The sequence below is a fragment of the Phytohabitans houttuyneae genome (assembly GCF_011764425.1).
GTDB classification, from domain to species: domain Bacteria; phylum Actinomycetota; class Actinomycetes; order Mycobacteriales; family Micromonosporaceae; genus Phytohabitans; species Phytohabitans houttuyneae.
In genome coordinates this window covers 3,991,359-4,013,747 of record NZ_BLPF01000001.1, presented here as the reverse complement: position 1 = coordinate 4,013,747, position 22,389 = coordinate 3,991,359, and the positions used below count along the sequence as shown (strand labels likewise).

Genomic DNA, 22,389 nt, shown 5'->3' with positions numbered 1-22,389 from the left:
ACAGTATGCGTAGTACAACGCCCGTAGTGAATAAGGAGGTGGGCAGTGGACGTGGTGATCGTGGGAGCGGGCGTCGGCGGGCTCGCGCTGGCCAGCGGCCTCGTGGCGAGCGGGCACCGGGTGCGGGTGTTCGAGCGGGCGCCGGCACCCCGCACCGACGGCGCGGCTGTGACGATCTTCAGCAATGGTGCGGCGGCCGCGGCGGGTCTCGGGGTGCCGCTTGACGGGCTCGGCGGCCGCATCGAGACGCTCACCTTCTGCCTGTCGGACGGGCGGGCGTTCGTCCGTACCGACCTCGAGGTGATGCGCGCCCGCACCGGCTTCGGCGTGGCGACCGTGCCGCGCGCCGCGATCCTCGCCCGCTTCGCCGGCGCGCTCCCGCCCGGCACGATCACGTATGGGCGGGAGGTCACGTCCGTCACCCTGCGGCCGGACGGCGTGTCCATCGTGGACGGCGAGGGTGTCGGGCACGCCGCCGACGTCGTGGTCGGCGCCGACGGCTACCGCAGCGCTGTGCGCCGGGCGGTGCTCGACCCGGCGCCGGCCGCCCGCAACGGGTGGGTGAGCTGGCAAGGGCTGACCCGCTCCGTGCCGGAGATCGCGGAGAGCGCACACGCCCGCTGCCTCGTCGGCCCGGAAGGGCTCTGCGGGCTCATGCCCGCCGGCGACGGGCTGCTCCAGTGGTGGTTCGACGTGCCGGAGCCCGCGCCCGCCGGCCGGCCGGTCGTCGACTGGCTACGTGCCCGGTTCACCGGCTACGCCGAGCCGGTCGACCAGCTGCTCGCCGGCCTGAACAGCGCGGACGTGCAGGAGTTTCCGCACGTCCTGCACGAGGTGCGGAACGAGTGGGGGCGCGGGCCGGCCACGTTGCTCGGCGACGCGGCGCACGCCTTCCCGCCCTCGCAGGCGCAGGGGGCCAACCAGGCGCTCGAAGACGCGTGGCTGCTGCGCCGCGCACTGGACGGGTCCGGCCCGGTGGCGGACGCGCTGCGCCGCTACGAGCGCCTGCGTGCCCGGCGGGTGCGGCGCATCTCCCGGCTCGCGGCGAGCGAGGTGACCAACCGCCCGCCCTCGGCGCTCGCCCGGGCCGGCGGCCGCCTACTCGGTGCGCGCCCGATGGGCCGGATCTACCTGGCGACCATCCGCCGGTGCAGCAGCGTCCTCAACGACGAGACTGTCTAGCCGCGCCACCTCGGCGGGAGAGAGGCGCAGCGCGCCCGCGGCGATGTTGTCCACGAGGTGGTCGGGGTCGCCGGTGCCCGGGATCGCGAGCACGTGCGGGCCCTGGTGCAGCGTCCACGCCAGGCGCACCTGGTGCGGCGTCACCCCGTGGGCGTGGGCGACGTCCCACAGCGCGGCGTCGTGGTCGCTGCCGGCGCCGTCCTCGCGCCGGGCGCCGGCGATCGCGAAGAAGGGTACGAACGCGATGCCCCGCTCGCCGCAGATCCGCAGCAGCGCGTCGTCCTGCCGGTTGTTGTCGAGCCCGTAGCTGTTCTGCACGCACACCACCGGCGCGATGGCCGCCGCCTCGTCGAGGTGGTCGGCCCGGATGTTGGACAGGCCCAGGTGGCGGATCAGGCCGGCGTCGCGCAGCTCGGCGAGCACACCGAAGCGCTCCGCCACCGAGTCGTGGCCGGGCTTCTTCAGGATCCGTAGGTTGACCACGTCCAGGTGGTCGCGGCCGAGGCGACGCAGGTTTTCCTCCACCTGGGCGCGCAGCGCCGCCGGCGTGAGCGCCTGCATGAACGCGCCGGTCACGGGGTCGTAGCCGGGTCCCACCTTGGTCGCGATGACCAGATCCTCCGGGTACGGCCAGAGCGCCTCGCGGATCAGCTCCGTCGCGTAGCGGGTCGGGCCGCTGCCCACGCGGAGCGTACCGCCGGGCGAGAAGTAGAAGGCGGCCGTGTCGATGTGGTTGACGCCGAGCTCGACCGCCCGCCGCAGCACGGTGAGGGCCAGCTCGCGGTCGGGGTTGGCGGTGATCCGCATCGAGCCGAAGCCCATCCGGTGGACGGTGCGGTCGGCGAGCTTCCAGGTCCCGGCGGCCGCGGCGGTGACGGGCGGTGAAGGCATCAGCCGAAGGTACTCCCGAGCGGTGCCAGAGCCGCGGCCCGGCGGCCCTGACACCGCGCAGCCGTAGGAGCTCGGCGGCGGGGTGGGGTTTTTCAGTCGGTACGACGTCCGTTGCCTGGCGATGCCAACGGCCGCACGGCGCTCTCGCGTCCGTGGCTGAGCAGGTAACCTTCCACGAATCCGGCGTGGTGGTCGTTGCTCCGTTCGTCGATTTCGGCGAGCCGGGTGACGAGGAAGTCGGACAGTGCGATCAGCCGGTCTTGAGTGCGGTTGTGAAATTCGGCCTGCACTGCGATGACGGTTGCCACCGACGCGGCCGCGACGGTGAGCAGGTTGACGATGATGGGGACCTCGCCGCTGGTGAGCGCTCCGACGAGGATGTTGACAGTTAGGCACTGGGTGACCGCGACGGTCGCCGCCACGACCGCCGCACGTTTCAGGGTCATAGGCAGACCCCTCCCTTTGTCCCGCAAGGCTGCATCCGGTTGCCCTCCCCGCCGCCGAACCACAAGCCCAAGCAGTACGAAAGAGGGACGATAGCGGAAGAACCTTGCGCGCCACGGAGCCATTGACGTCAACAGATGGATCTTTCGTCATTTTGGAAAAGCGGCAAACGTCCACTCAGGATAGGCTCACGTCGTCGGCGTGGTAATTGCCTTGGCCGTACCAGCCATGCAAGTAGACGGTGGTCGAGGTGGTTGACGGCCCAGTGGTAAACGTCACAGTCAATGGCGAGAATGCGCCGCCCGTGTTCGGCGTCCATGCGCTCACGTCGGATGTGCCGGTACCGGCGGCGCCGAGGTACACATAGGACCCCCGCACGTGGGCCTGCAGCCGGTATGTCGTGTTCGGACGGACGGCGACAACCTGCTGGCAGCGGGCGTTGTCGGAGGCGGTGACGGCGCCGGCCAGAGCCCGCGAGCCGGAGCGCACGGGTGAGGTCACGATCGAGCAGCGGGTACCGGTCCACGGGATCAGCGAGCCGCTCTCGAACCCGCCGTTGACCACTCCACCGCTGGGTGGGGAGCTGGTCGGCGGCGTGCTCGGCGTCGTCGGCGGGGCGGTGGTGGGCGAGGCCGTCGCCCAGGGCACCTGTGTTGAGCGGTAGAAGTCGATGCCCATCGCCGTCCACCGTGGACCCTGCGCGCCCAGCCGCAGCCGGAAGCTGTCCCAGCTGTGCGTGGACCAGGGCGACCAGCCCAGTTCCGCGATGGCTGGCAGGCGCGGAAACGCCATGAACTCGATGTGGTCGGCCGTGACGATCGTCTCCGTCCACATAGGCGCCTCGACGCCCAGTACGGCGGACGCGGGGACGCCGGAGAGGTACGCGCCGGGATCCCAGCCGTACGCGGTCTGCACCTCCACGAAGCCGGCCCAGGAGAGGCCGATCGGCGTCGACGAGTTGTACTTCATGTCGAGGTACGCGCGGTTGGCCGGGGACATGACCACCCGGGCGCCGCGCGACACGGCCGTGCTGACCAGGGCGTCCGAGGTGTTGAGTCCCCAGTACTGCACCACCCGGTTGGCGGAGTGCTGCACCGCGCTCGCGCCGATCTGGTGCCAGCCCATCACCGCCTTCCCGCGCGCGGGGACCATCGGCTGTACCCGGTTGACGAACGCCGCGTACTGGGCGGCAGGCGTCACGTTCGCCTCGTCGCCGCCGATGTGCAGGAACGGCCCCGGTGTCAGCGCCGCGAGCTCGCCCAGCACCTGGTCGACGAAGGTGTACGTGATCTCCTTGGTCGTGCACAGCGAGCTGAAGCCCACCTCGGTGCCGGTGTAGAGCGGCGGGGCGACGCCGTTGCAGTTCAGTTCGGCGTACGAGGCGAGCGCGGCGTTCGTGTGGCCCGGCATGTCGATCTCCGGCACGACTGTGATGTACCTGCTGGCCGCGTGCGCCACGATCTCCTGAAACTGCGCCTTCATGTAGTAGCCGCCGGGCCCGCCGCCCACCTGGGTGCTGCCGCCGTGCGTGGCGAGTCGCGGCCAGCTGTCGATGGCGATCCGCCAGCCCTGGTCGTCGGAGAGGTGCAGGTGCAGATAATTGATCTTGTAGAGCGCGATCTGGTCGAGGTACTGCTTGACCGTGGCGACCGGGTGGAAGTGCCGGGCCACGTCGAGCATCGCGCCGCGGTAGGCGAACCTCGGGTGGTCGACGATGCGGCCACCGGGCAGCGTCCACGGGCCCGGCTGCACGCTCACGCTCTCCACAGACGCGGGCAGGAGCTGGCGCAGCGTCTGTACCCCATGGAAGAGGCCGGCCGCGGTCTGCGCGCGGATGACGACGGCGGCCGAGGTCACGTCGAGCTGGTAGCCCTCCGTGCCCACGGCGGCGTCGGCGCCGGACAGCAGCAGCGAGATGCCGCTGCCCGGCGGGGCCGTGCCGGCGGTCGCGACGGGCAGCGCGTACCCGGTGGACCGGCGCAGCAGCGCGGCGAGGTAGCTCGCGACCTCGGTGGCGCCGGGCGCCGCGTGGATGGTCGCCGAGGACGGGATCGTGTGCGTCACGCCGGAGGTCGGCTGGACGCTGGCCGGCGCGGGCACGACGTCCGAGAGGGCCGCCGCGGCGGCCGGGGTGGCGGAGGTGATGGTGACGACCAGGGCGGCCGAGGCGCCCACGATCGTCGCGACGGCGGCTGTTACGACCCGAGATCTCATGCTGGGCCTCCGGGGCGAGGGGCCTAATTAGACAACTTTATTAACTGTTGGCACGGGCATCAATAGACTCGTCCTTTAGTACGGTCGGCGGCCCCGACCATCAGCCGTGCAAGCCGCGGCCCATGTACCGATGAAGTGGCGCTCCCCGGCCGCCACCATCGATGTCATGAAGGCGATCGTCCAGGAGCGGTACGGCTCACCCAGCGACCTCGCGCTCCGCGAGGTGGACAAACCAGCGCCCGCCGCCGGCCAGGTACTCGTCCGTGTGCACGCGGCGGCGATCAACGCACGCGACTGGCACGTCATGCGCGGCGACCCCTACCTCGCCCGCCTGGCCATGCCGAGCGTGTTCGGCTTCAGCGGGCCCAAGCACCCGATCCGGGGCAGCGACGTGGCGGGCCGGGTCGAGGCGGTCGGCGGCGGGGTGACCCGGTTCCAGCCGGGCGACGAGGTGTACGGGGACGTGTGCGACCTCGACGGCGCGTTCGCCGAGTACGTGTGCGTGCCGGAGGGGCAGCTGGAGCACAAGCCGGCCAACCTGACGTTCGAGCAGGCGGCCGCAGTGCCGATGGCGGGCTGCACGGCGCTCGCCGGCCTGCGCGACGTCGGTCGCCTCGCGGCGGGCCAGCGGATCCTGATCAACGGCGCGTCGGGCGGCGTGGGAACCTTCGCCGTCCAGATCGCCAAGGCGTTCGGCGCGGAGGTGACCGGGGTGTGCAGCACGCGCAACGTCGAGCTCGTGCGGTCGCTCGGCGCGGACCGCGTCATCGACTACACCAGGGAGGACTTCGCCCAGGGCGGCCAGCGCTACGACATGGTCTTCGATCTGGTTGCCAACCGCACGCTGGCGGACCTCCGGCGGGTGCTGACGCCCACCGGCCTGCTCCTGCTCTCCGGCGGCGGCGTATCGCGCAACGGCCGCCCGTACGTCACCGGACCCATGGGCCTGCAGATCAAGGCGCAGGTCGCGGCGCGCTTCGTCCGCCACCGCCTGACGTCGCTGTCTGGCGTCACGCCGGGTGCGGAGCACCTCGCGACGCTGCGCGAGCTCATCGAGTCGGGCAAGGTCGCACCGGCCATCGACCGCACGTTCACGCTCGCGCAGGTGCCGGAGGCGATCCGGTACCTCGAGGCGGAGCACGCGCGCGCGAAGGTCGTCATCACGGTCTGAACCCCGCCTTACGGTTTTCCTTCGCCGGCCCGTACGGAAATCAGCACCCGTACGGGCATGGCGCCGCGTCGATTCACGGGGTAGAAACAAGCGTCCCCTTATTCCACGACGTGAACGAAGTGGCCCGGTGGGAGAGCGCTCTCACTGGGCCGCCGCGGAGAGGACGAACCGCATGGCAAGGCTCCTGAAACGGGCGCTGACGATCGGCCTGACGCTGGCCACCGTCACCGCGGCGAGCGGCACCGCCGCCGTCGCCGGACCACCGCCCGCCACCCCCGCGTCGATCTTCGGACCGAACGTCACGGTCTTCGACCCCGGCACGCCGGTCAGCGAGATCCAGGCGAAGCTCGACGCCACCCACGCAGCCCAGGTCAACGCCGAGATGGGCACCAACCGGTACACGTTCCTGTTCAAGCCCGGCACGTACGGCACGGCCGAGCAGCCCCTGCAGATCAAGGTCGGCTACTACACCGAGATCGCCGGCCTCGGCGCCTCGCCCACCGACGTCGTCATCAACGGCAAGGTCGAGGTCTACAACCGCTGCCTGGAAAACGGCGGCACGAGCAACTGCCTCGCGCTGGTCAACTTCTGGCGCACGCTCTCCAACCTTTCCCTCAACATCAACGCGCTGGGGCAGGACGGCTGCCGGGCGTCGGCGAACTTCTGGGCCGTCTCGCAGGCGGTCTCCCTGCGCCGCATGAACATCACCGGCGGCAACCTGTCGCTGATGGACTACTGCACGGCCGGCCCGCAGTACGCCAGCGGCGGCTTCATCGCCGACTCGCGCCTGCCGGCCACCACGAATGGGTCGCAGCAGCAGTGGCTGACCCGCAACAGCGAGATCGCCGGCTGGTCGAACGGCGTGTGGAACCAGGTCTTCGCGGGCGTCACCGGTGCACCGGACGACTCGGCGTTCCCCAGCCCGCCATACACGACGCTGACGACCACCCCGCTGAGCCGGGAGAAGCCGTACCTGTTCGTCGACGCGAAGGGCAAGTACCAGGTCCGCGTGCCCTCGGCGCACCGCAACACGAGCGGCGTCAGTTGGGCCAACGGCCTCACCCCGGGTCGCACCATCCCGCTCTCCGACTTCTACGTCGCGAAGCCGGGTGACTCGGTCCTGAAGATCAACCTGGCGCTGGCGCTCGGCAAGCACCTGCTGCTGACCCCGGGCGTGTACGACATCGCCCGCAGCATCGAGGTCTGGCGCCCGAACACGGTCGTCCTCGGCCTCGGCCACGCGACGCTGACCGCGGTGAACGGCTCGATCCCGCTGGACGTCGCGGACGTGCCCGGTGTGATCGTCGCCGGCGTGACCATCGACGCGGGGCTCAAGGAGTCGCCGATGCTGCTTCGGGTCGGCAGGAAGCACGGCCTCGGCTTCAGTTCGCCGAGCAACCCGACGACCCTCAACGACGTGTACTTCCGGGTCGGTGGCCCGCACGTCGGCAAGACGAACATCGCGCTGGAGGTCAACAGCGACAACGTGCTCATCGACCACACCTGGGTGTGGCGCGGCGACCACGGCGTCGAGGGCTTCACCGACACCGAGCGGTGGAACACCAACACCGGGCGGTACGGAGCCGTGATCAACGGCGACGACGTGACGGCCACCGGCCTCTTCGTCGAGCACTTCCAGCGGTACAACACCGTGTGGAACGGCGAGCGGGGCACGGTGATCCTCTACCAGAACGAGCTGCCGTACGACCCGCCGACGCAGGCCGACTGGATGAACGGCGCGGTCGAGGGCTACGCCGGCTACAAGGTCGGTGACAAGGTGCGGACCCACACGCTGTACGGCGCGGGTGTCTACGTCTTCAACCAGAACAACCCGTCCATCCACACCGAGAACGGCTTCGAGGTGCCGGAGCGGCCGGGCGTCAAGCTGCACCACATCATGACGGTCAACCTGAGCGCCGGCACGATCGACCACGTCGTGAACGGCGTCGGCGAGGCGGCCGACACCACCAAGATCGGCGTCCCCGTTTACATCGCGGAGTACCCGATTCCGTAAGGACGCTATTTCGGACGGGCCGGGACTTTCGGGTCCCGGCCCGTTCACTGTCCAGGTCGGATCGTGACCTCGCTGCCGAGCGGTACGAAGCCGACCGCGAGAAACGCACGCAGCGAGCGGGCGTTGCCCGGCGCCACCCCCGCGAACACCGGCTCGCCGGCCGGCACCAGCCCGAGCGCGTCGCGCAGCAGGGCCCGTCCCCAGCCTCGGCCCTGGCCCTCCGGCGCCGCCTCGATGCCAAGCTCGGTGCGGCCGGCCAGGCCGGAGGCGAGCGTGACGAGGCCGCGCTCGTCGCCGTACACCCGGACGTCGCGGCGCAGGCTCCTCGCGTGCTGGACGCGCGGGTGCCCCTCGACGTCGGTGCGGGCCGGCAGGCCGGGACCGCCGGTGCCGCGGGCGACAAGCGTCGCGTCGACGACGTCGATCCATCCGGTCGGCCCGGCCAGCCAGCGCAGGAAGTCCGGTGCCAGCGAGCCGCCGAACCCGTCCGCGCCGCGGGCCAGCACGTCCTCCGCGGAGTGTGCGCTGGCCACGAACGCGTGGCCGGTGAACGCGACCGAGCAGGCCAGGCCGCCGGGCAGCGAAGGGAGTACGGTGCAGCCGCCATCGACCGGCGCAAACCGTCCTTCGGCTGCGGCGAGGAGGTGCGTCAACAGCGGGTGTACGGTTCTTGCGTCATCGGCACGACTTTTTTCGTCATCCAATCGGCTCTTGTCTCCTTCCGCGTCGGGATTTAACGTCACTGCAACACTCCCGAACTCGCAGAAACGAGCCCGTGCTGATGACCCACAGACGCATGCTGGCACTGCCCTCGTGTTGACACTTTCCGCGGCCGCCTGGGCCGCACCGGCGAGCGCTGGTGCCCGGACCACCGCGGCTCCGGTCGTGACCCGGGCCGCCCTCGATCCCGCGCTCGTCGCCGGCCGCGGCGCCCGCGTCGACTTCCTGGAGCAGGAGGCCGAAAACGCCGTGACCAACGGCGCGATCATCGGCCCCGACCGCACGGCCTACACGCTGCCGGCGGAGGCGTCCGGCCGCAAGGCGGTGCGGCTCCGCCCCGGGCAGTACGTGGAGTTCACGCTGCCGGCCGCGGCCAACGCCATCAACGTGCGCTACAGCATCCCCGACGCGCCCAACGGGGGTGGCATCACCGCGCCGCTCGACGTCACGGTCAACGGCAAGGGTACGGGTCGGGGCGGGCAAAGACAGACCATGACGCTCACGTCGCAGTACGCGTGGCTGTACAACCAGTACCCGTTCACGAACGATCCCAATGCGGACCTGCTGCACCCCGACTGGTGGATCACCGAGTGCGCGTGCGTGCCGGCGGCCACCACGCCGACTCCCACGATCACCAAGCCGTTCCGCCCGATGCACTTCTACGACGAGCAGCGGCTCCTGCTCGGCAAGACGTACAAGGCGGGCGATCGCGTGCGGCTCACCGCGCCGGCCGGCACCAACGCCGCCTGGACGGTCATCGACCTGCTCGACTCGCAGCTCGTCGCGCCGCCGCACGTGCGGCTCGTCGCGGCCAACGTGCTGCTCTTCGGCGCCGACCCGACGGGCCGCCGGGAGTCGTCCGACGCGTTCGACCGGGCGATCGCCTTCGCCAAGCGGGCCAAGCTCAAGGTTTACATCCCGCCGGGCACGTACCAGGTCAACCGCCACATCATCGTGGACAACGTGACGATCGAGGGCGCGGGCAGCTGGTACACGATCATCAAGGGCAAGGAGGTCGCGCTCCCCGAGCCGGCGCCGGACCTGTCGGTGCACACGGGCGTGGGCTTCTACGGCAAGTACGTCAAGGACGGTGGCAGCAGCAACGTCCACCTGTCCGGCTTTACGATCGAGGGCGACGTCCGCGAGCGGATCGACACCGACCAGGTCAACGGCATCGGTGGCGCGCTGAGCAACTCCACGATCGACGGCCTCTACATCCGCCACACCAAGGTCGGCATGTGGTTTGACGGGCCGATGACGAACACGCGGATCACCAACAACGTGATCGTCGACCAGATCGCCGACGCGCTCAACTTCCACACCGGCGTCACCAACTCGGTCGTCTCCAACAACTTCATCCGCAACACCGGCGACGACGGCCTGGCCATGTGGGCCGAGAAGACGACGAACTCGGGCAACACCTTCGACCACAACACCGTGCAGACGCCGACGCTGGCCAACGGCATCGCGATCTACGGCGGTACCGACAACACCGTGTCGAACAACCTCGTCGCCGACCCGATCCGCGAGGGCAGCGGCATCCACGCGGGCTCGCGCTTCGGCGCGGAGGCGTTCGGCGGGAAGCTCTCGATCACCAACAACACGGTGGTACGGGCCGGCACGTACGAGCTGAACTGGAACATCGGCCTCGGCGCGATCTGGTTCTACGCGCTCGACAAGAGCATCGCGGCCGACGTGCAGGTCACCGGCGACCACTACCTCGACAGCACGTACAACGCGGTCATGCTGGTCAGCGACTGGCCCGTGAAGGACCTCTACTCGATCACGGGCGTGAAGTTCAAGGACATCAGGGTCGACGGCACGGGTACCTCCGTGGTGAGCGCCCGCGTCGCCGGCGGTGCCTCGTTCGAAAACGTGGACGCCCGCAACGTCGGCGCGGTCGGCGTCAACAACTGCGGCTCGTTCCACTTCACACCGGCCGGCTCCGAGTTTGCGGTGACCGACCTCGGCGGCAACGAGGGCGGCGGGGTCACCGGCCCGTGGCTCGCCCCGTGGATGCTGCCCAACACCATCACCTGCGACGACCGCCCACCGGTCGTGCCGCCGGCGCCGCCATCCCCCTGGTGACCGGCGGCAGGTAAAGCGGAAGGGGCCGTGCCCAATGGCACCGCACGGCCCCTTCCGCATGTCACGGGTCAGGTCGCCGTACAGGTCACCGCCGGTGCGGCGTTGGTGCCGTTCCACGAGCCGATGAAGCCGAACGCGGTGCTCGCGCCGGCGCCGAGCGAGCCGTTGTACGCCACGTTGCGCGCGGTCACGCTCGTACCGCTCGTGGACACCGTGGCGTTCCACGCCTGGCTGACGCTCTGCCCGTTGGCGTAGGTCCAGGTGACCGTCCAGCCCGTGATGGGCGCGGTGCCGGCGGTGACCCGTACCTCACCCTGGAAGCCGCCAGTCCACTGGCTGGTCACGCTGTAGGTGGCCGTGCAGGCCCGGCCGCCCGGCGGCGGTGTGCTCGGCGGGGGCGTGCTCGGCGGCGGGGTGCTGGGCGGTGGGGTGCTGGGCGGCGGCGTGGAGGGCGGTGGGGTCGTGGGCGGCGGCGTGGTCGTGGCGCCACCCCATCCGCTCGTACTGTCCAACCAGGACGCCCGCTGGGTCAGCCAGGTCCGCATCACCTGCACCTGGCCCTGCCAGGTGTTGGCCGTCGGGGTCTGGAAGAACCCGACCGTGGGCGAGGTGAGGTTGGGCCAGCGCTGGAAGTTTCGCTGCGCCGCGTTGGTGAGCGGGGCGGCCAGCGAGTCGATCCGGGCGTTGAGCGAGGCCGGCGAGAGCAGGCCCTGGCGCAGCTGCTGCCACCGGATCCGCACCTGGTTCAGGAAGGCCGGGTCACGCAGGAGGATCTGGAACCAGTCGTTCGCCACGGGCTGGCGGGTCTGCTGGTGCTGCCACCCGGAGGTCTGCGTGTTGTTGAAGAAGCCGCCGACGCCGAAGCTCAGGTCGTAGTCCCACAGCGGTCCAGCCACGATCTTGGCGTCGCGGTCCTTGTGGAAGTAGGCGCTGCGCACGTACGCGTCCATCTCGCGGCTCAGCTCGTAGATGATGAGCTGGTTGATGAACGAGCCGACGTCGATCCAGGCGGGATAGCCGGTCTGTGGATCGGCGTACCCCGTGGTGTGCATCAGGTTGTGAAACTGTTGCAGGTGCTGGGTGAGCCACGCTTCCTGCTGTGGCACGAGGGGGTCGGGGTCTTCGACCTCCAGGTAGTTCCAGCAGGTCGCCGCGGCACCGGTGCACTCCAGGATCGGCTCTTCGGCGGCCATCCACTCGAACTTGAAGATGTAGCCACCGGTGAGCTTGGGAAGGGTGGTGTCCTCTTCGTCGAGCTGCTTCAGGTCGAGGCGGTCCTTCGAGTTCTTGATCGTTTCGACGATCATGTAGACGCCCATGTAGTCGCTCGCGGTGAGCGGGCTGGCGTCCGTGTTGAGGTAGAACTCGACGAACGCGACGCGCGGCGCGTGTATGCCCATGTCGCGGCCGAGGCCGTAGACGAACGCGTCCCTGATCAGGGCCTTGTCGGTAAACGGTCCACGCAGGACCCAGTCCGAGTCGGCCGGCATGCCGAGCACCGGCCAGTCGAGGTCGTCGTCCTGGTTGTCCCAGAACTCGAGCCGGTACGGCGTCTTCTCGAAAGTGGCCGACGAGTTGCCGCGCAGCCTGATGCCGGAGCGTGTGGCCACGGCCGGTGCGGCGGACAGCGAGGTCGCGGCGCCGGCGGACGCGCCGAAGACCATCGTGGCCGCGTTCACGTACTCCCGGCCGGGACGGCCGGCGCCGTACGCGTCGACGACGACGAGCGGGAGGTCGTGGTTGGCGTTGAAGGAGCGGGCGACGTAGAGCGCCGTGCCCGGCTCGCCGGACGCGGCGCCGGAGACGAACGCCTGCGCGCGCAGCTGGGTCGTCGCGGTCAGGCGCAGGGGAGCGCTGTAGAGCGCGGAGGACGCGTTCGGCGGCTGGCCGTTGGTCGTGTAGCGGATCTGCGCGCCGCTGACCGCGGTGCTCAGCGAGACGGAAAGCTCGCCCTGGAAGGTGCCGCTCGGCGCCGAGAAGGTGATGTCGCCGGCGAGGTCCGCCTGGGCCGCGGCCTGCGCCTCGGTGTCCGCCGCGGAAACGGCGGGTGCTGCTTGTGGTCGGTCGGGCGCGGCACGGGTGGTGCCGGCGCTGGCCGGCAGGGTGAGGCCGGCGACGAGGATCGCCGATGCCAGGACGGCTACCGAACGGACGGCAGTGCGCACGGAAGCTCCTTCCAGGGCCAGAGGTGGTCCGCTCCCGGCGCGGGGAGTGACCGTTGGGTGGGTTGGAAATGGCGGCGGAGCAGTCGCCGCCAGGATGGAGCGGGCAGCTCGGTCCGTAGGGCGGCCAGCGCGGTCGCGTACTTCGAGATGCGGGTGGGACGGATGCCGAGCCGCCAGAGCCGGCGGTCCACACTGGACGCCCGAGCGCCGGTCTTGGTCTCGACGACGGCGAGGTCTGGCAGGTGCAGGGCGTGGTGCTCGTCGTACCAGGCCAGGTCGGTGTCGATGGTGACGCGGCTGGTGGCGGACGGCAGGTAGAGCGTGCTGCGCCGGTACCGGCTGACGAGCGTGGGCTGGAAGTCCCCCGCGCCCTGGGCGCCGAGCACTTCGTCGACGAAGTTCCGGCCGGGGTCCAGAGTGGCCCGATGCTCGCGGTCGTACGCCGCGCGGTGCTTGACAGTGCTCCCGCGGGCGCCGGGAAGCTTGACCTCCAGCCAGCACTCGGCGGAGTCGACGTACGTGCGCGTGCGCACCTTGAACCGCCGGCGGCGCCGGTACGCGGTGAGCCGGTAGCTGGTCAGCTCGGGTGTGTCGAAGTAGAGCGTCTCGTACGTGAAGGTCCGCAGCCCGCCGATCTCCAGCACCTCGGCGTCGCTGTCGAGCTCCGCCAGCAGGTGGTCGACAGCCGCCCGCGGCACGACGTACTTGCGGTCGACGCGCGTCTGCAGTGCCGCGCGGTCGAGCAGGTCGTCGAGGCCGATCGGGCTGAGTGCGGAGAGCGCCGCGCTCACCGGTGCCCGACCAGCTGCGTGGTGGTGCTCTGTCCGGTGCCGGCGGCCCGCATGCCGGGCATGTACCGGACGTCGACCACTGTGGTGTCCTCGACGAGGTCGATGCGCTGGACGCTGGCGGAGTGCACCCGCGCGCCGAGGAGCTGTTCGAGGTGGGCGGTGAGGGCGACGTGGTCGGTGATCGCGGAGTCCAGGACCACGACCTGGTGGCGGTAGCCGCGGAAGAGGCGCGGGTGGTCTCCGGCGTAGATCACGATCAGGATCAGCGCCATCAGCACGGCGTTGCGCCAGAGCGGTTTGGTGTCGAGCGCGCCGAGCAGGCCGAGCGCGAGGGCCGAGAAGTAGTACGCCACCTCGTGCTGGTCGAGCTCGGTGGAGCGCAAACGAATGATCGAGAGCACGCCGAACAACGCCATGCCGAGCCCTAGACCGGTGCCGACGGTGCTGACGCTCAGCGCGCTGGCGACGGCCAAGACGCCGACGTTGACACCGAGGTACGCGACCACGAGGTCACGCCGGCGGTGCCGCGGGAAGTAGAGCCCGAATACGAGCAAACTCACCGCGACGATGTCGGCTGCGAACAGGATGAGCTGGGCCATGACCTGGTGACCTCCTGGATGTCCGTGTTTCCGACGTCCGGCGGCCGCGCGACATCCGGGGGTACCCAGGTCGGTCTGTGGCAACGTTGCCTTTACCACCCGGCCATCTGTGGGCCATGGAACGTTCGCTATAGTTATCGGAACACTTCCGGAAGGTTAACGGCAGGAATAGATAAATGTCAATCTATTCCTGACTTGCCCGGGACTCCAGACGTGGCGCGCCGGCGGTACCGTGTGGCGCACCGACCCCCGCCAGCGCATCGGAGCCTCACATGTCCGAGCTGCCGCCGTATCCGAGCCAGCCGGTGCCACCCGGACCCGGGGGACAGCCCTCGCCGGCGCCCTACGCCGGGCCCTGGGTGCCGCCGCAGAGCCCGCAGTGGGGTCCTCAGTGGAGTGGGCAGTGGGGCCCGCCGCCCGGCTACCCGCCCGATCCGCTGATCAGTCCGGACTTCGGCGGCTGGTGGCAGCGCGGCTTTACGATCGCCAAGCGCTGCTGGCGACAGATCCTGGCGCTCCAGGCGATCGTCGGGGTGCTCACGTTCACCGTGGAGACCGTCAGCACCGCCTGGCAGTCATTCGCGACCCGTGACATGGACCAGGCCGCCGCGGCGGGCGATGACCCGGCCCTCATCACGCTCTTCGCCGGCAGCGGCCTGGTGATCGTCGGGACGGTGGTCGTGATGATCGTGTCGATGCTCGCCACCCTCGCCGCCGTACGCATCGTCGTCGAAGCAGCGACCGGTCGGGAGCCGGACCTCGGCGCGGCACTTGCCGCCGCCGTCGGCCGCGTGGGGCCGATGTTCGGCTGGGGCCTGCTCGCCGGCCTGCTCATCGTCGCCGGGCTGTGCGCCTGCGTGGTGCCCGGGCTCTACTTCGCCGCCGTCCTCCTCGTGCTCTCCCCGGTGATCGCGCTGGAGCGGGGCAACGGCATCGGCCGCTGTTTCAAGCTCTTCCACGGCGACTTCGGCGCCTCGCTGGCCCGGACGGCCACGATCCTCGGCATCGTCTTCGGAGCGGCGCTCGCCGGCGGGGCCATCGGGTTGATCGCTTCCCTGGCCGCACCGCCGGCCACCGCCTCCACCGGTGCGATCATCGCCGCCGCCGCGGTCAGCTCCGGCGTCAGCGTCGTGCTCAGCGGCGCGATCCGGCTGCTCACCGACCCGCTCACCGTAACGGCGTACGCGGACATGCGGGCGCGGATCGAGCCGCTCTCGACGGCGGTGCTGGCGCACGAGGCCGGCATCCGCTGACGTCTCTCACGCCGGCGGGCCGTGCATGATGTCCTCGTGGTCTTCGACGAGGAGGCGTGACGTGGCCGATGGCGTGGGCAGCCTGAGCGGGATAGCGCTGGAGTGTCCGGACCCCGCCGCGCTCGCCGAGTTCTACAGCGGTCTCACCGGTTGGCCGATCGTCTTCGCCGACCCCGACTGGTGCTCGGTGGGCGAGAGCCGCGACGCCGACCTGCACCTGTCGTTTCAGCGGTCGCCCGGCTACCAGCCGCCCACCTGGCCCGATCCCGCCTCGTCCATGCAGCTGCACCTGCACTTCCGGGTCGCCGACCTGGACGCGGCAGAGCAGGCGGTGCTCCGGCTGGGCGGGACCAAGCTGGGTCACCAGACGAGCCCGGCGACCCACCGGGTCTTCGCCGACCCGGTCGGCCATCCCTTCTGCCTGTGCCGGCAGAAGCCGCCGGCCTGACGCCTCAGTACGCGAGGAGGTCGACGGTGGCGGCGTGCAGCTGGTCCTGCGTCGCCGGGTCGGTGGCCTCCGGGTTTGGCTGCGCCGGGCTGCGCTCGTCGTAGTAGGTGCCGTTGTCGCCACGAAGCGAGGCGACGTACTCGAGGTTGGCCGCCGCGTGCTCCGGCGGGTCGCCGCCGACGGCGAACATCGCGTGCAGCAGGTCGGTGGCGATGACGCCCGGGTGCACGCTGACGACGTCGATGGCCGGGCTGGGGCGGTGGGAGGCCAGCCAGCAGGAGTACGTGACGAGCGCGAGCTTCGAGTGCGCGTACGCCGCCGACGGCGAGTAGCCGTGCCGGGCGAGCGTGAGGTCGTCGAGGTGGAGCGACGCGGAGAGGTGAGTGGCCGAGGCGACGTTGACGATCCGGCCGGTGCCGATCAGGTCGAGCAGCCCGCTGGTGAGGACGACCGGCGCCAGGTAGTTCGTCTGGAACGTGAGCTCGTACCCCGTGTCGGTGACCGTGCGGGTGGGTGCACCCGGGCGGGCGGCGTTGTTGACGAGCAGGTCGACCCGCTCCGTCACGCCGCGGACGTGCGAGACGAGCCGCTCCGCCGCGACGAGCTCGCTGAAGTCGGCCGCGAAGTACGAGAGTGTGGCACCTGCCGGCAGCGCGGCCCGCACCTCGGCGAGCAGGTCCGTGACCTGCGACTGCGGCTCCAGGCCGTGCAGGATGAGGTGTCCGGCCTTGCCGGCGAGCGCGAGCGCGGTGGCCCGGCCGATGCCGGTCGTCGCACCGGTCAGGACGATCGAGCTGGGCACGCCCAAGTCTCGCACCCGGGCCAGGTGCCTAGCGGAGCTTTCGGGTCATCATGAGCGCCAGGTCGTCGTCGACGCGCACCTCAGCGCCGGGCGCGGCGGTGGCGGCCGGCCAGCCCAGCGCCTCGAACGCGGCCGCGATCGGCTCGGCGTCCGCCGCGTTGAGCTACCTGATGACGGGCCCTGGCACGCGGCGGTCGTAATGCAGCGGCGGGGCCGCCGCGGCGCTAGAGCATGCCGGCCGGGGTGGAACCGCGCGGGACGATCTCCGTGGGGAGGATGACGCGGCGGCTCGGCAAGGGCTCACCGCCGATCATCGCGAAGAGCATCGTCGCCGCGGCCTGGCCGGTGTCGTGCAGCGGCATGCGCACGGTCGTCAGCGGCGGTGACGTGTGCGTGGCGAACGAGCGGTCATCGAAGCCGCTGACCGCGAGGTCGTCGGGCACCTTCAGACCGGCGCGCCGGGCTGAGTCGAGCACGCCGGCCGCGATCGTGTCGGAGGAGCAGACGACGCCGGTGGGCGGGATGTCACCGGCCAGCACCTCGTCCGCTGCCGCCGCCGCGGCGGCCGTGTCGAACGGGACCGACACCTCGCGGGCCGAGCCCACCGCGTCGCCCGCCTCCTTGACCGCGGCCCAGAAGCCGGCCGAGCGCAGCTTGCACGCGGACACCCGGGGCGGCCCGTTGAGCAGCACGAGGTCTGTGCGCCCGGCGGCGAGCATGCCGCGGGTCAGGTCGCGCGCGGCCACGTCGTGCGTGCAGTCGACCCAGCCGACGCCGCTGAGCGAGCTGCGGTGTCCGATGAGGACGGTCGGAGCGCCGATGCCGGTCAGGCGCTTGATGAGAGGGTCGTGCGCACCCGCGGCCGGTAGCACGACGCCGTCGACCCGCCGGCGCTTGACCGTGTCGAGCACGTGGGCGACCTTCTGCGTCGAGCTCGTCAGCAGCAGCAGGTCGAAGCCCGCGTGCTCGGCCGCGTCACCGAGCGCGCCGAGGAGCGCCGGGTAGACGGGGTGCATGACGACCTCGGACGCGTGCAGGGGAAAGACGACCGCGATCGTGTCGCTGCGGCCGGTCGACAGCTGGCGCGCGGTGGGGTCGACCTTGAAGCCGTGCTCGTCGATGATGCGCGCGATGCGCTGGCGGGTCTCCTCGCCGACGCCGGCCTGACCGTTCATCGCACGGGACACGGTGCCCGCGGAGACACCGGCGATCGCCGCGATGTCGCGGATCGTCAGCTTCCTGGGCCCGTCCACGTGCGTCCCTCTCCGTCCGTTACGCAACCGGTTGTCCTTTCCGTGCGATGACGCTATCAGCGGGCGACGCGGCCCGGAGACCCGAGAGCCGGAAACTTCCGCGAAACCTCTTGTGCTCCACCCGCGCCAGGGATCATGCTAACGCAACCGGTTTACGCAACCGGTTGCGCAATGACCTCCGAGGGGGAGCGAAGGAATGGCTGACCTGGGCATCGGCATCGTGGGACTGCACAACCACTACCACGCCTACCCGTTCGCGGACTATCTGCGCCGCGGGCTTCCGGGGCTGCGGCTGGTGGGTGTCGCGGACGAGCGGACCGACCTGGCGAAGGAGTTCGCGGCCGCGTACTGCGACGGCTCCTGGACCGCCGACTACGCCGAGCTGATCCGCCGCGACGACGTGGACGCGGTGATCATCACGTCGTACACCTCGGCACACGCCGACCATGTTGAGCTGGCGGCTGAGGCGGGCAAGCCGGTGCTGCTCGACAAGCCGATCGCCACGACGATGGCCGACGCCCGCCGGATCGCCGCGGCCGGTGAGCGGGTCAAGGTCATGATGGCGTACCTGCTGCGCTACCTGCCCGTCTACCGCCAGGCGCTGGAGGCGGTACGGGCCGGCGCGGTCGGTGACCTGACGTCCGGCTTCTACTCGATCCGCTTCCCGGTCGGCGCGATCACCGACTCACCGCTCACGTCCGAGCAGGGGTGGTACGCCGACCCGGTGCGCGGCGGCGGTGGCGGCTTCCTCGACCACGGCGTGCACTTCACCGACTTCTTCCGATGGTTCTTCGGCGCGGAGGCGGTCGACGTGAGCGCGCGCATCGGCACGCTCACCTACAAGCATCTGGGCGTCGAGGACTACGGCATCGCCACGTACACATTGGACACTGGCGCGATCGTGACCGTGGAGAGCACGTGGCACGCCGCCGACTACTTCGGCCCGCTCACAAGCCCTGACCACGCCTCGCTGAGCGGCACGCGCGGAGAGATCGAGCTGCACTACCAGAAGAGCCCGCAGACCGAGATCCAGGGCGTCGACGAGCCGTGGACCGGCCGGCGTTACGTCGACCTCGTGGGGGAGGAGCGGTACGAGGCCTGCTATCGCGACCTGCTCCTGGCCTTCCGCGACTGGGTGGGCGGCGCAGAGCCGGACGGCCTGCCCACGGCCGAGGACGGGCTCAAGGCGCTGGAGATGATCCTCGCCGCGTACGAGGCGGACCGCACCGGCACCCGGGTCACCTTCCCGCTGGCGGAGGGCGCGCGATGAGTGGGGTCAACGTCGCGCTCGTCGGCGCCGGCCGGATCGCCCGGGTGCACGCGAACGCGTACCGCCACGTGAGCCGGGGCGGGCTCGTCGCCTGCACCGACCCGCACGCGGAGGCGGCCGCCGCCCTCGCCCGCGACTTCGACCTCAAGGTGGCGCCCGACTTCGACGCGCTGCTGGCCGACGAGAGCGTGGACGCGCTGCTGATCGCCTCGCCCAACGCCGTGCACGCGGACCAGACGGTCGCCGCGCTCGCCGCCGGCAAGCACGTCTTCTGCCAGAAGCCGATCGCGCTCACGCTCGCCGACGCCGACCGCGTCGTGGCCGCGGCGGAGGGCACAGATCGGGTACTCCAGCACGGGTTCATGCTGCGCTTCACCCCGCCGCTGCCGCAGCTGCGCGACCGGGTGGCCGGCGGTGAGCTCGGCGAGATGATCGCATCGCGAGCCGCGGTCTTCGGGTGGGAGCCGACAAACGACTGGTTCTACGACCCGGCGCAGGGCGGCGGCGTCATCCTCGACACGCTCGTGCACTTCGCGGACCTGGTGCTGTGGCTCTTCGGCCCGGCGGCGAGCGTGCACACCGAGGGCGGCGCGTACGTGCTGGAAGGCGCCAAGCGCCACAACAGCCCGGACAACGCGACCGTCACCGTCCGGCACGTATCCGGCGTGGTGACCAGCATGTACGTCACGTGGACCGCCGGGCACGGCAACTTCACCTTCGAGGTGTACGGCAGCGACGGCAGCGCGGCGGTCGACCTCGTGCGTTCGCAGGTCATGCGCACCTTCGACCGCGGTGGCTCCGGCTGGGGCTACCCGGACATGTTGTGGGACTACGGCTACCAGGGCGAGCAGCAGTACTTCGTGGACCGGGTCGCCGGCCGGGAGCCGGGCGATCGGGCGGCCACGCCGGCGCAGGCCCGCGACGCGCTCGCGCTGGTGCTCGCCGCCCAGCAGGCGCTGGACCAGCGCCGGGCGGTGGTCCTGTGAGCGGGGTATGTGTCGTCGGGGCGGGGTTCTGGGCGCGGGAGATGCACCTGCCGGCGCTCGCCAGGATTCCCGGTGCCAAGATCATTAGCGTGGTCGCGACCAGCGAGGAGTCGGCCAAGGCGGCGGCCGGCCCGTACGGCGCCCGCGCGTTCACCGACCTCGAGGCGGCCGTGTCCGACCCCGAGGTGGACGTGGTCGATGTCGTGGCCCCGCCCGACGTGCACCTGCCGGCGGTGCTCGCCGCCGCCCGGCACGGCCGGCACGCGATCTGCATCAAGCCGCTCGGCCGTACACTCGCGGAGGCCGACGAGATGCTCGCCGCCGTCGCCGCGGCCGGCACCCGCCTCTTCTACGCCGAAAACGTGCCCTTCATCCCGGCGCTCCAGGAGGCGCGCAAGCTCGTCGACAGCGGCCAGATCGGCGACGTCTTCCGGGTCAAGGCGTGCGAGGGCATCGGCGAGCCGCACTCGCCCTGGTTTTTCGACCCGGCCCGCAGCGGCGGCGGCGCGATCCTCGACATGGCGGTACACAGCATCGAGTTCTGCCGGTTCTTCGCCGGCGCGCCGGTCGCCTCCGTGTACGCCGAGGCCGGCACCTTCCGCTGGGCCGACCGCACGCCCGCGGAGGACACCGCCGTCCTCACGCTCCGCTTCGCCAACGGCGCCATCGGCCAGTGCGAAGACAGCTGGAGCCTCGCCGGCGCGATGGACTCCCGCTTCGAGATCTTCGGCACCGAGGGCCGCATCCTCGTCGACAACCTCCACCGCCAGCCGCTGCAGGCGGTGAGCGAGCGCGCCGGCTGGTCGTACCCGCTGCCCGTGCCCGGACTCCTGGCCGACGGCCACCTCGACATGCTCACCCACTTCATCGACCGCATCCGCGACGGCGGCCCTTCGCTGTCCGACGGGCAGGTGGGCCGCGACGTGCTCGCCGTGGTCGACGCCGCACTCCGCTCGGTGGCGAGCGGCCGTAGAGAGGACGTCACACCGTGAACGAGGTCCGTATCGGCATGGTGAGCTGGGCGCACGTGCACGCCGAGTTCCGCGCCAAGGCGCTCGCCGAGATCCCCGGCGCCCGCGTGGTCGCCATCGCCGACGACGACGCCGCGCGTGGCCGGGCGGCGGCCGAGCGCTTCGGCGTTGCCGACTTCGTACCGGACTGGCGGCACCTGGTCACCCGTGACGACGTCGACGTCGTGATGGTGCACTCGGAAAACTCCCGCCACGCCGAGCAGGTCATCGCCGCCGCCGAGGCGGGCAAGCACGTCTTCTGCGAGAAGCCTGTCGCCACCACGGTCGCCGACGCCCGCGCGATGGTCGACGCGGTCCGCGCGGCCGGCGTCGACGGCACCGCCGCGTTCGTGAGCCGCTTCAGCAAGGAAGCCGACCGGGCCAAGCGGATCGTCGACAGTGGAGTGCTCGGCCAGGTGCTGATGACGCGGAGCTTCATCGGCCTCGCCGGCATCGCCGAGATCGGCTGCCCGCCGGACATGACGGCGTGGATGCAGGACCCGGCGCTGGGCGGTGGGGCGCCTGGATCGACGAAGGCTCGCACGGCATCGACCTGCTGCGCTGGCTGGTCGGCGACATCACCGAGGTGTCCGCGTTCACGGCCAACCGGGCCAAACCCGGCTTCGACGGCGAAGACCTCGCCGCCGCCATCCTGCGCTACGCGAGCGGCGGGCTCGGCGAAATCGGCACGGTTTGGAGCATGAACGCCGACATCGGCATGCGAAACCTGCTGGAGATATACGGCACCGACGGCACCCTTTCGATGCGGGCCACCGACCCGTTTCCCCGCGTCGAGGTCTACCGCGGGGGCGACGACCCGCTCTACCGCGGCTGGACCACACCACACATCGAACCCGACGCGGCCGAGCCCCACGACTACGGGTCCTGGCCGCCGCACACGCATCACTACAAGCGCGAGGTCGCCTCCTACGTGCACCGGGTGCTGACCGGCCAGCGGCCGTTCGGCCCGACGCTCGAGGACGGGCTCGCCTGCCTTTCGGTCATCGCGGCGGGGTACGCCTCGGCCGCGGCGGGCGGCGGCGCGGTAGCCGTCGACCGCGACCCCTTGCCGGCCGGCGCGTAGGCGT

18 protein-coding genes and 3 pseudogenes are annotated in these 22,389 nt (G+C 70.9%); 11 read left to right on the top strand and 10 right to left on the bottom strand.

The window, feature by feature from the left end:
• Positions 1-45: 45 nt before the first annotated feature.
• A complete protein-coding gene (locus tag Phou_RS18420) occupies positions 46-1,182 on the top strand; it encodes an FAD-dependent oxidoreductase (protein WP_173057148.1) in 1,137 nt (378 codons plus the stop codon).
• On the opposite strand, the gene Phou_RS18415 is transcribed toward Phou_RS18420, so the two are convergent.
• From Phou_RS18415 to Phou_RS18405, 3 genes are all read right to left on the bottom strand, one after another.
• Positions 1,099-2,073, bottom strand: coding sequence for an aldo/keto reductase (locus Phou_RS18415; RefSeq protein ID WP_173057146.1), 975 nt, complete (start codon positions 2,071-2,073; stop codon positions 1,099-1,101). The genes Phou_RS18420 and Phou_RS18415 overlap by 84 nt on opposite strands.
• 92 nt (positions 2,074-2,165) lie before the next feature.
• Positions 2,166-2,519 carry a hypothetical protein gene (locus tag Phou_RS18410; RefSeq protein WP_173057144.1) on the bottom strand — a complete coding sequence of 118 codons (354 nt, stop codon included), beginning with the start codon at positions 2,517-2,519 and terminating at the stop codon, positions 2,166-2,168.
• Between the two features lie 175 nt (positions 2,520-2,694).
• A complete protein-coding gene (locus Phou_RS18405; RefSeq protein WP_173057142.1) occupies positions 2,695-4,731 on the bottom strand; it encodes a family 20 glycosylhydrolase in 2,037 nt (678 codons plus the stop codon).
• Positions 4,732-4,897: 166 nt separating this feature from the next.
• Here Phou_RS18405 and Phou_RS18400 point away from each other — a divergent pair, with 166 nt between their 5' ends.
• The gene (locus Phou_RS18400; RefSeq protein WP_173057140.1) at positions 4,898-5,902 is read left to right on the top strand and encodes an NAD(P)-dependent alcohol dehydrogenase; all 1,005 of its coding nucleotides are present in this window, start codon (positions 4,898-4,900) and stop codon (positions 5,900-5,902) included.
• Positions 5,903-6,074: 172 nt separating this feature from the next.
• Entirely contained in the window at positions 6,075-7,916 is a 1,842-nt protein-coding gene (locus Phou_RS18395; protein WP_173057138.1) for a pectate lyase-like domain-containing protein, read from the top strand.
• A gap of 44 nt (positions 7,917-7,960) precedes the next feature.
• Here Phou_RS18395 and Phou_RS18390 read toward each other — a convergent pair whose 3' ends face one another.
• On the bottom strand, positions 7,961-8,569 hold the full coding sequence (locus Phou_RS18390; protein ID WP_246273605.1) for a GNAT family N-acetyltransferase: 609 nt from the start codon (positions 8,567-8,569) through the stop codon (positions 7,961-7,963).
• A gap of 160 nt (positions 8,570-8,729) precedes the next feature.
• On the opposite strand from Phou_RS18390, the gene Phou_RS18385 reads away from it, so the two are divergent.
• Positions 8,730-10,724, top strand: a complete 1,995-nt coding sequence (locus Phou_RS18385) for a glycosyl hydrolase family 28-related protein (protein WP_173057134.1) — start codon at positions 8,730-8,732, stop codon at positions 10,722-10,724.
• A gap of 68 nt (positions 10,725-10,792) precedes the next feature.
• Here Phou_RS18385 and Phou_RS56180 read toward each other — a convergent pair.
• The 4 genes and pseudogenes from Phou_RS56180 to Phou_RS18370 all read right to left on the bottom strand — a co-directional run.
• Positions 10,793-11,203 (bottom strand): annotated as a pseudogene (locus tag Phou_RS56180) (cellulose binding domain-containing protein); the annotation flags it as partial.
• 42 nt (positions 11,204-11,245) lie between these two features.
• Positions 11,246-12,889: pseudogene (locus Phou_RS54470) on the bottom strand (CotH kinase family protein); the annotation flags it as partial.
• Complete coding sequence (locus tag Phou_RS18375; RefSeq protein WP_173057133.1) at positions 12,865-13,680, bottom strand: polyphosphate polymerase domain-containing protein; 816 nt, start codon at positions 13,678-13,680, stop codon at positions 12,865-12,867. The gene Phou_RS18375 and the pseudogene Phou_RS54470, both read right to left, overlap by 25 nt.
• Positions 13,677-14,279, bottom strand: coding sequence for a DUF4956 domain-containing protein (locus Phou_RS18370; RefSeq protein ID WP_173057132.1), 603 nt, complete (start codon positions 14,277-14,279; stop codon positions 13,677-13,679). Before Phou_RS18370 ends, Phou_RS18375 begins: the two co-directional genes overlap by 4 nt.
• A gap of 272 nt (positions 14,280-14,551) precedes the next feature.
• Between Phou_RS18370 and Phou_RS18365 the strand changes: the two genes are divergently transcribed.
• Positions 14,552-15,532 (top strand): hypothetical protein, encoded by a 981-nt coding sequence (locus tag Phou_RS18365; RefSeq protein ID WP_173057131.1) that lies wholly within the window; start codon positions 14,552-14,554, stop codon positions 15,530-15,532.
• A 61-nt stretch (positions 15,533-15,593) separates the two neighbouring features.
• Complete coding sequence (locus Phou_RS18360; protein WP_246273604.1) at positions 15,594-15,980, top strand: VOC family protein; 387 nt, start codon at positions 15,594-15,596, stop codon at positions 15,978-15,980.
• A 4-nt stretch (positions 15,981-15,984) separates the two neighbouring features.
• Here the strand turns inward: Phou_RS18360 and Phou_RS18355 are convergent, their stop codons facing one another.
• Both Phou_RS18355 and Phou_RS18350 read right to left on the bottom strand, forming a co-directional pair.
• Positions 15,985-16,782 carry an SDR family NAD(P)-dependent oxidoreductase gene (locus Phou_RS18355; RefSeq protein WP_173058505.1) on the bottom strand — a complete coding sequence of 266 codons (798 nt, stop codon included), beginning with the start codon at positions 16,780-16,782 and terminating at the stop codon, positions 15,985-15,987.
• Positions 16,783-17,006: 224 nt separating this feature from the next.
• The gene (locus Phou_RS18350) at positions 17,007-18,035 is read right to left on the bottom strand and encodes a LacI family DNA-binding transcriptional regulator (RefSeq protein WP_173057130.1); all 1,029 of its coding nucleotides are present in this window, start codon (positions 18,033-18,035) and stop codon (positions 17,007-17,009) included.
• A 196-nt stretch (positions 18,036-18,231) separates the two neighbouring features.
• Here Phou_RS18350 and Phou_RS18345 point away from each other — a divergent pair, with 196 nt between their 5' ends.
• The 5 genes and pseudogenes from Phou_RS18345 (at position 18,232) to Phou_RS52720 (ending at position 22,385) form a co-directional block, all read left to right on the top strand.
• Entirely contained in the window at positions 18,232-19,305 is a 1,074-nt protein-coding gene (locus tag Phou_RS18345) for a Gfo/Idh/MocA family protein (protein WP_173057129.1), read from the top strand.
• Entirely contained in the window at positions 19,302-20,291 is a 990-nt protein-coding gene (locus tag Phou_RS18340; RefSeq protein WP_173057128.1) for a Gfo/Idh/MocA family protein, read from the top strand. The genes Phou_RS18345 and Phou_RS18340 overlap by 4 nt, the downstream gene beginning before the upstream one ends.
• Entirely contained in the window at positions 20,288-21,283 is a 996-nt protein-coding gene (locus Phou_RS18335; RefSeq protein WP_173057127.1) for a Gfo/Idh/MocA family protein, read from the top strand. Before Phou_RS18340 ends, Phou_RS18335 begins: the two co-directional genes overlap by 4 nt.
• A 17-nt stretch (positions 21,284-21,300) precedes the next feature.
• Positions 21,301-21,621 (top strand): annotated as a pseudogene (locus Phou_RS52725) (Gfo/Idh/MocA family protein); the annotation flags it as partial.
• 167 nt (positions 21,622-21,788) lie between these two features.
• Entirely contained in the window at positions 21,789-22,385 is a 597-nt protein-coding gene (locus Phou_RS52720) for a Gfo/Idh/MocA family protein (protein WP_246273603.1), read from the top strand.
• Positions 22,386-22,389 lie beyond the last annotated feature (4 nt).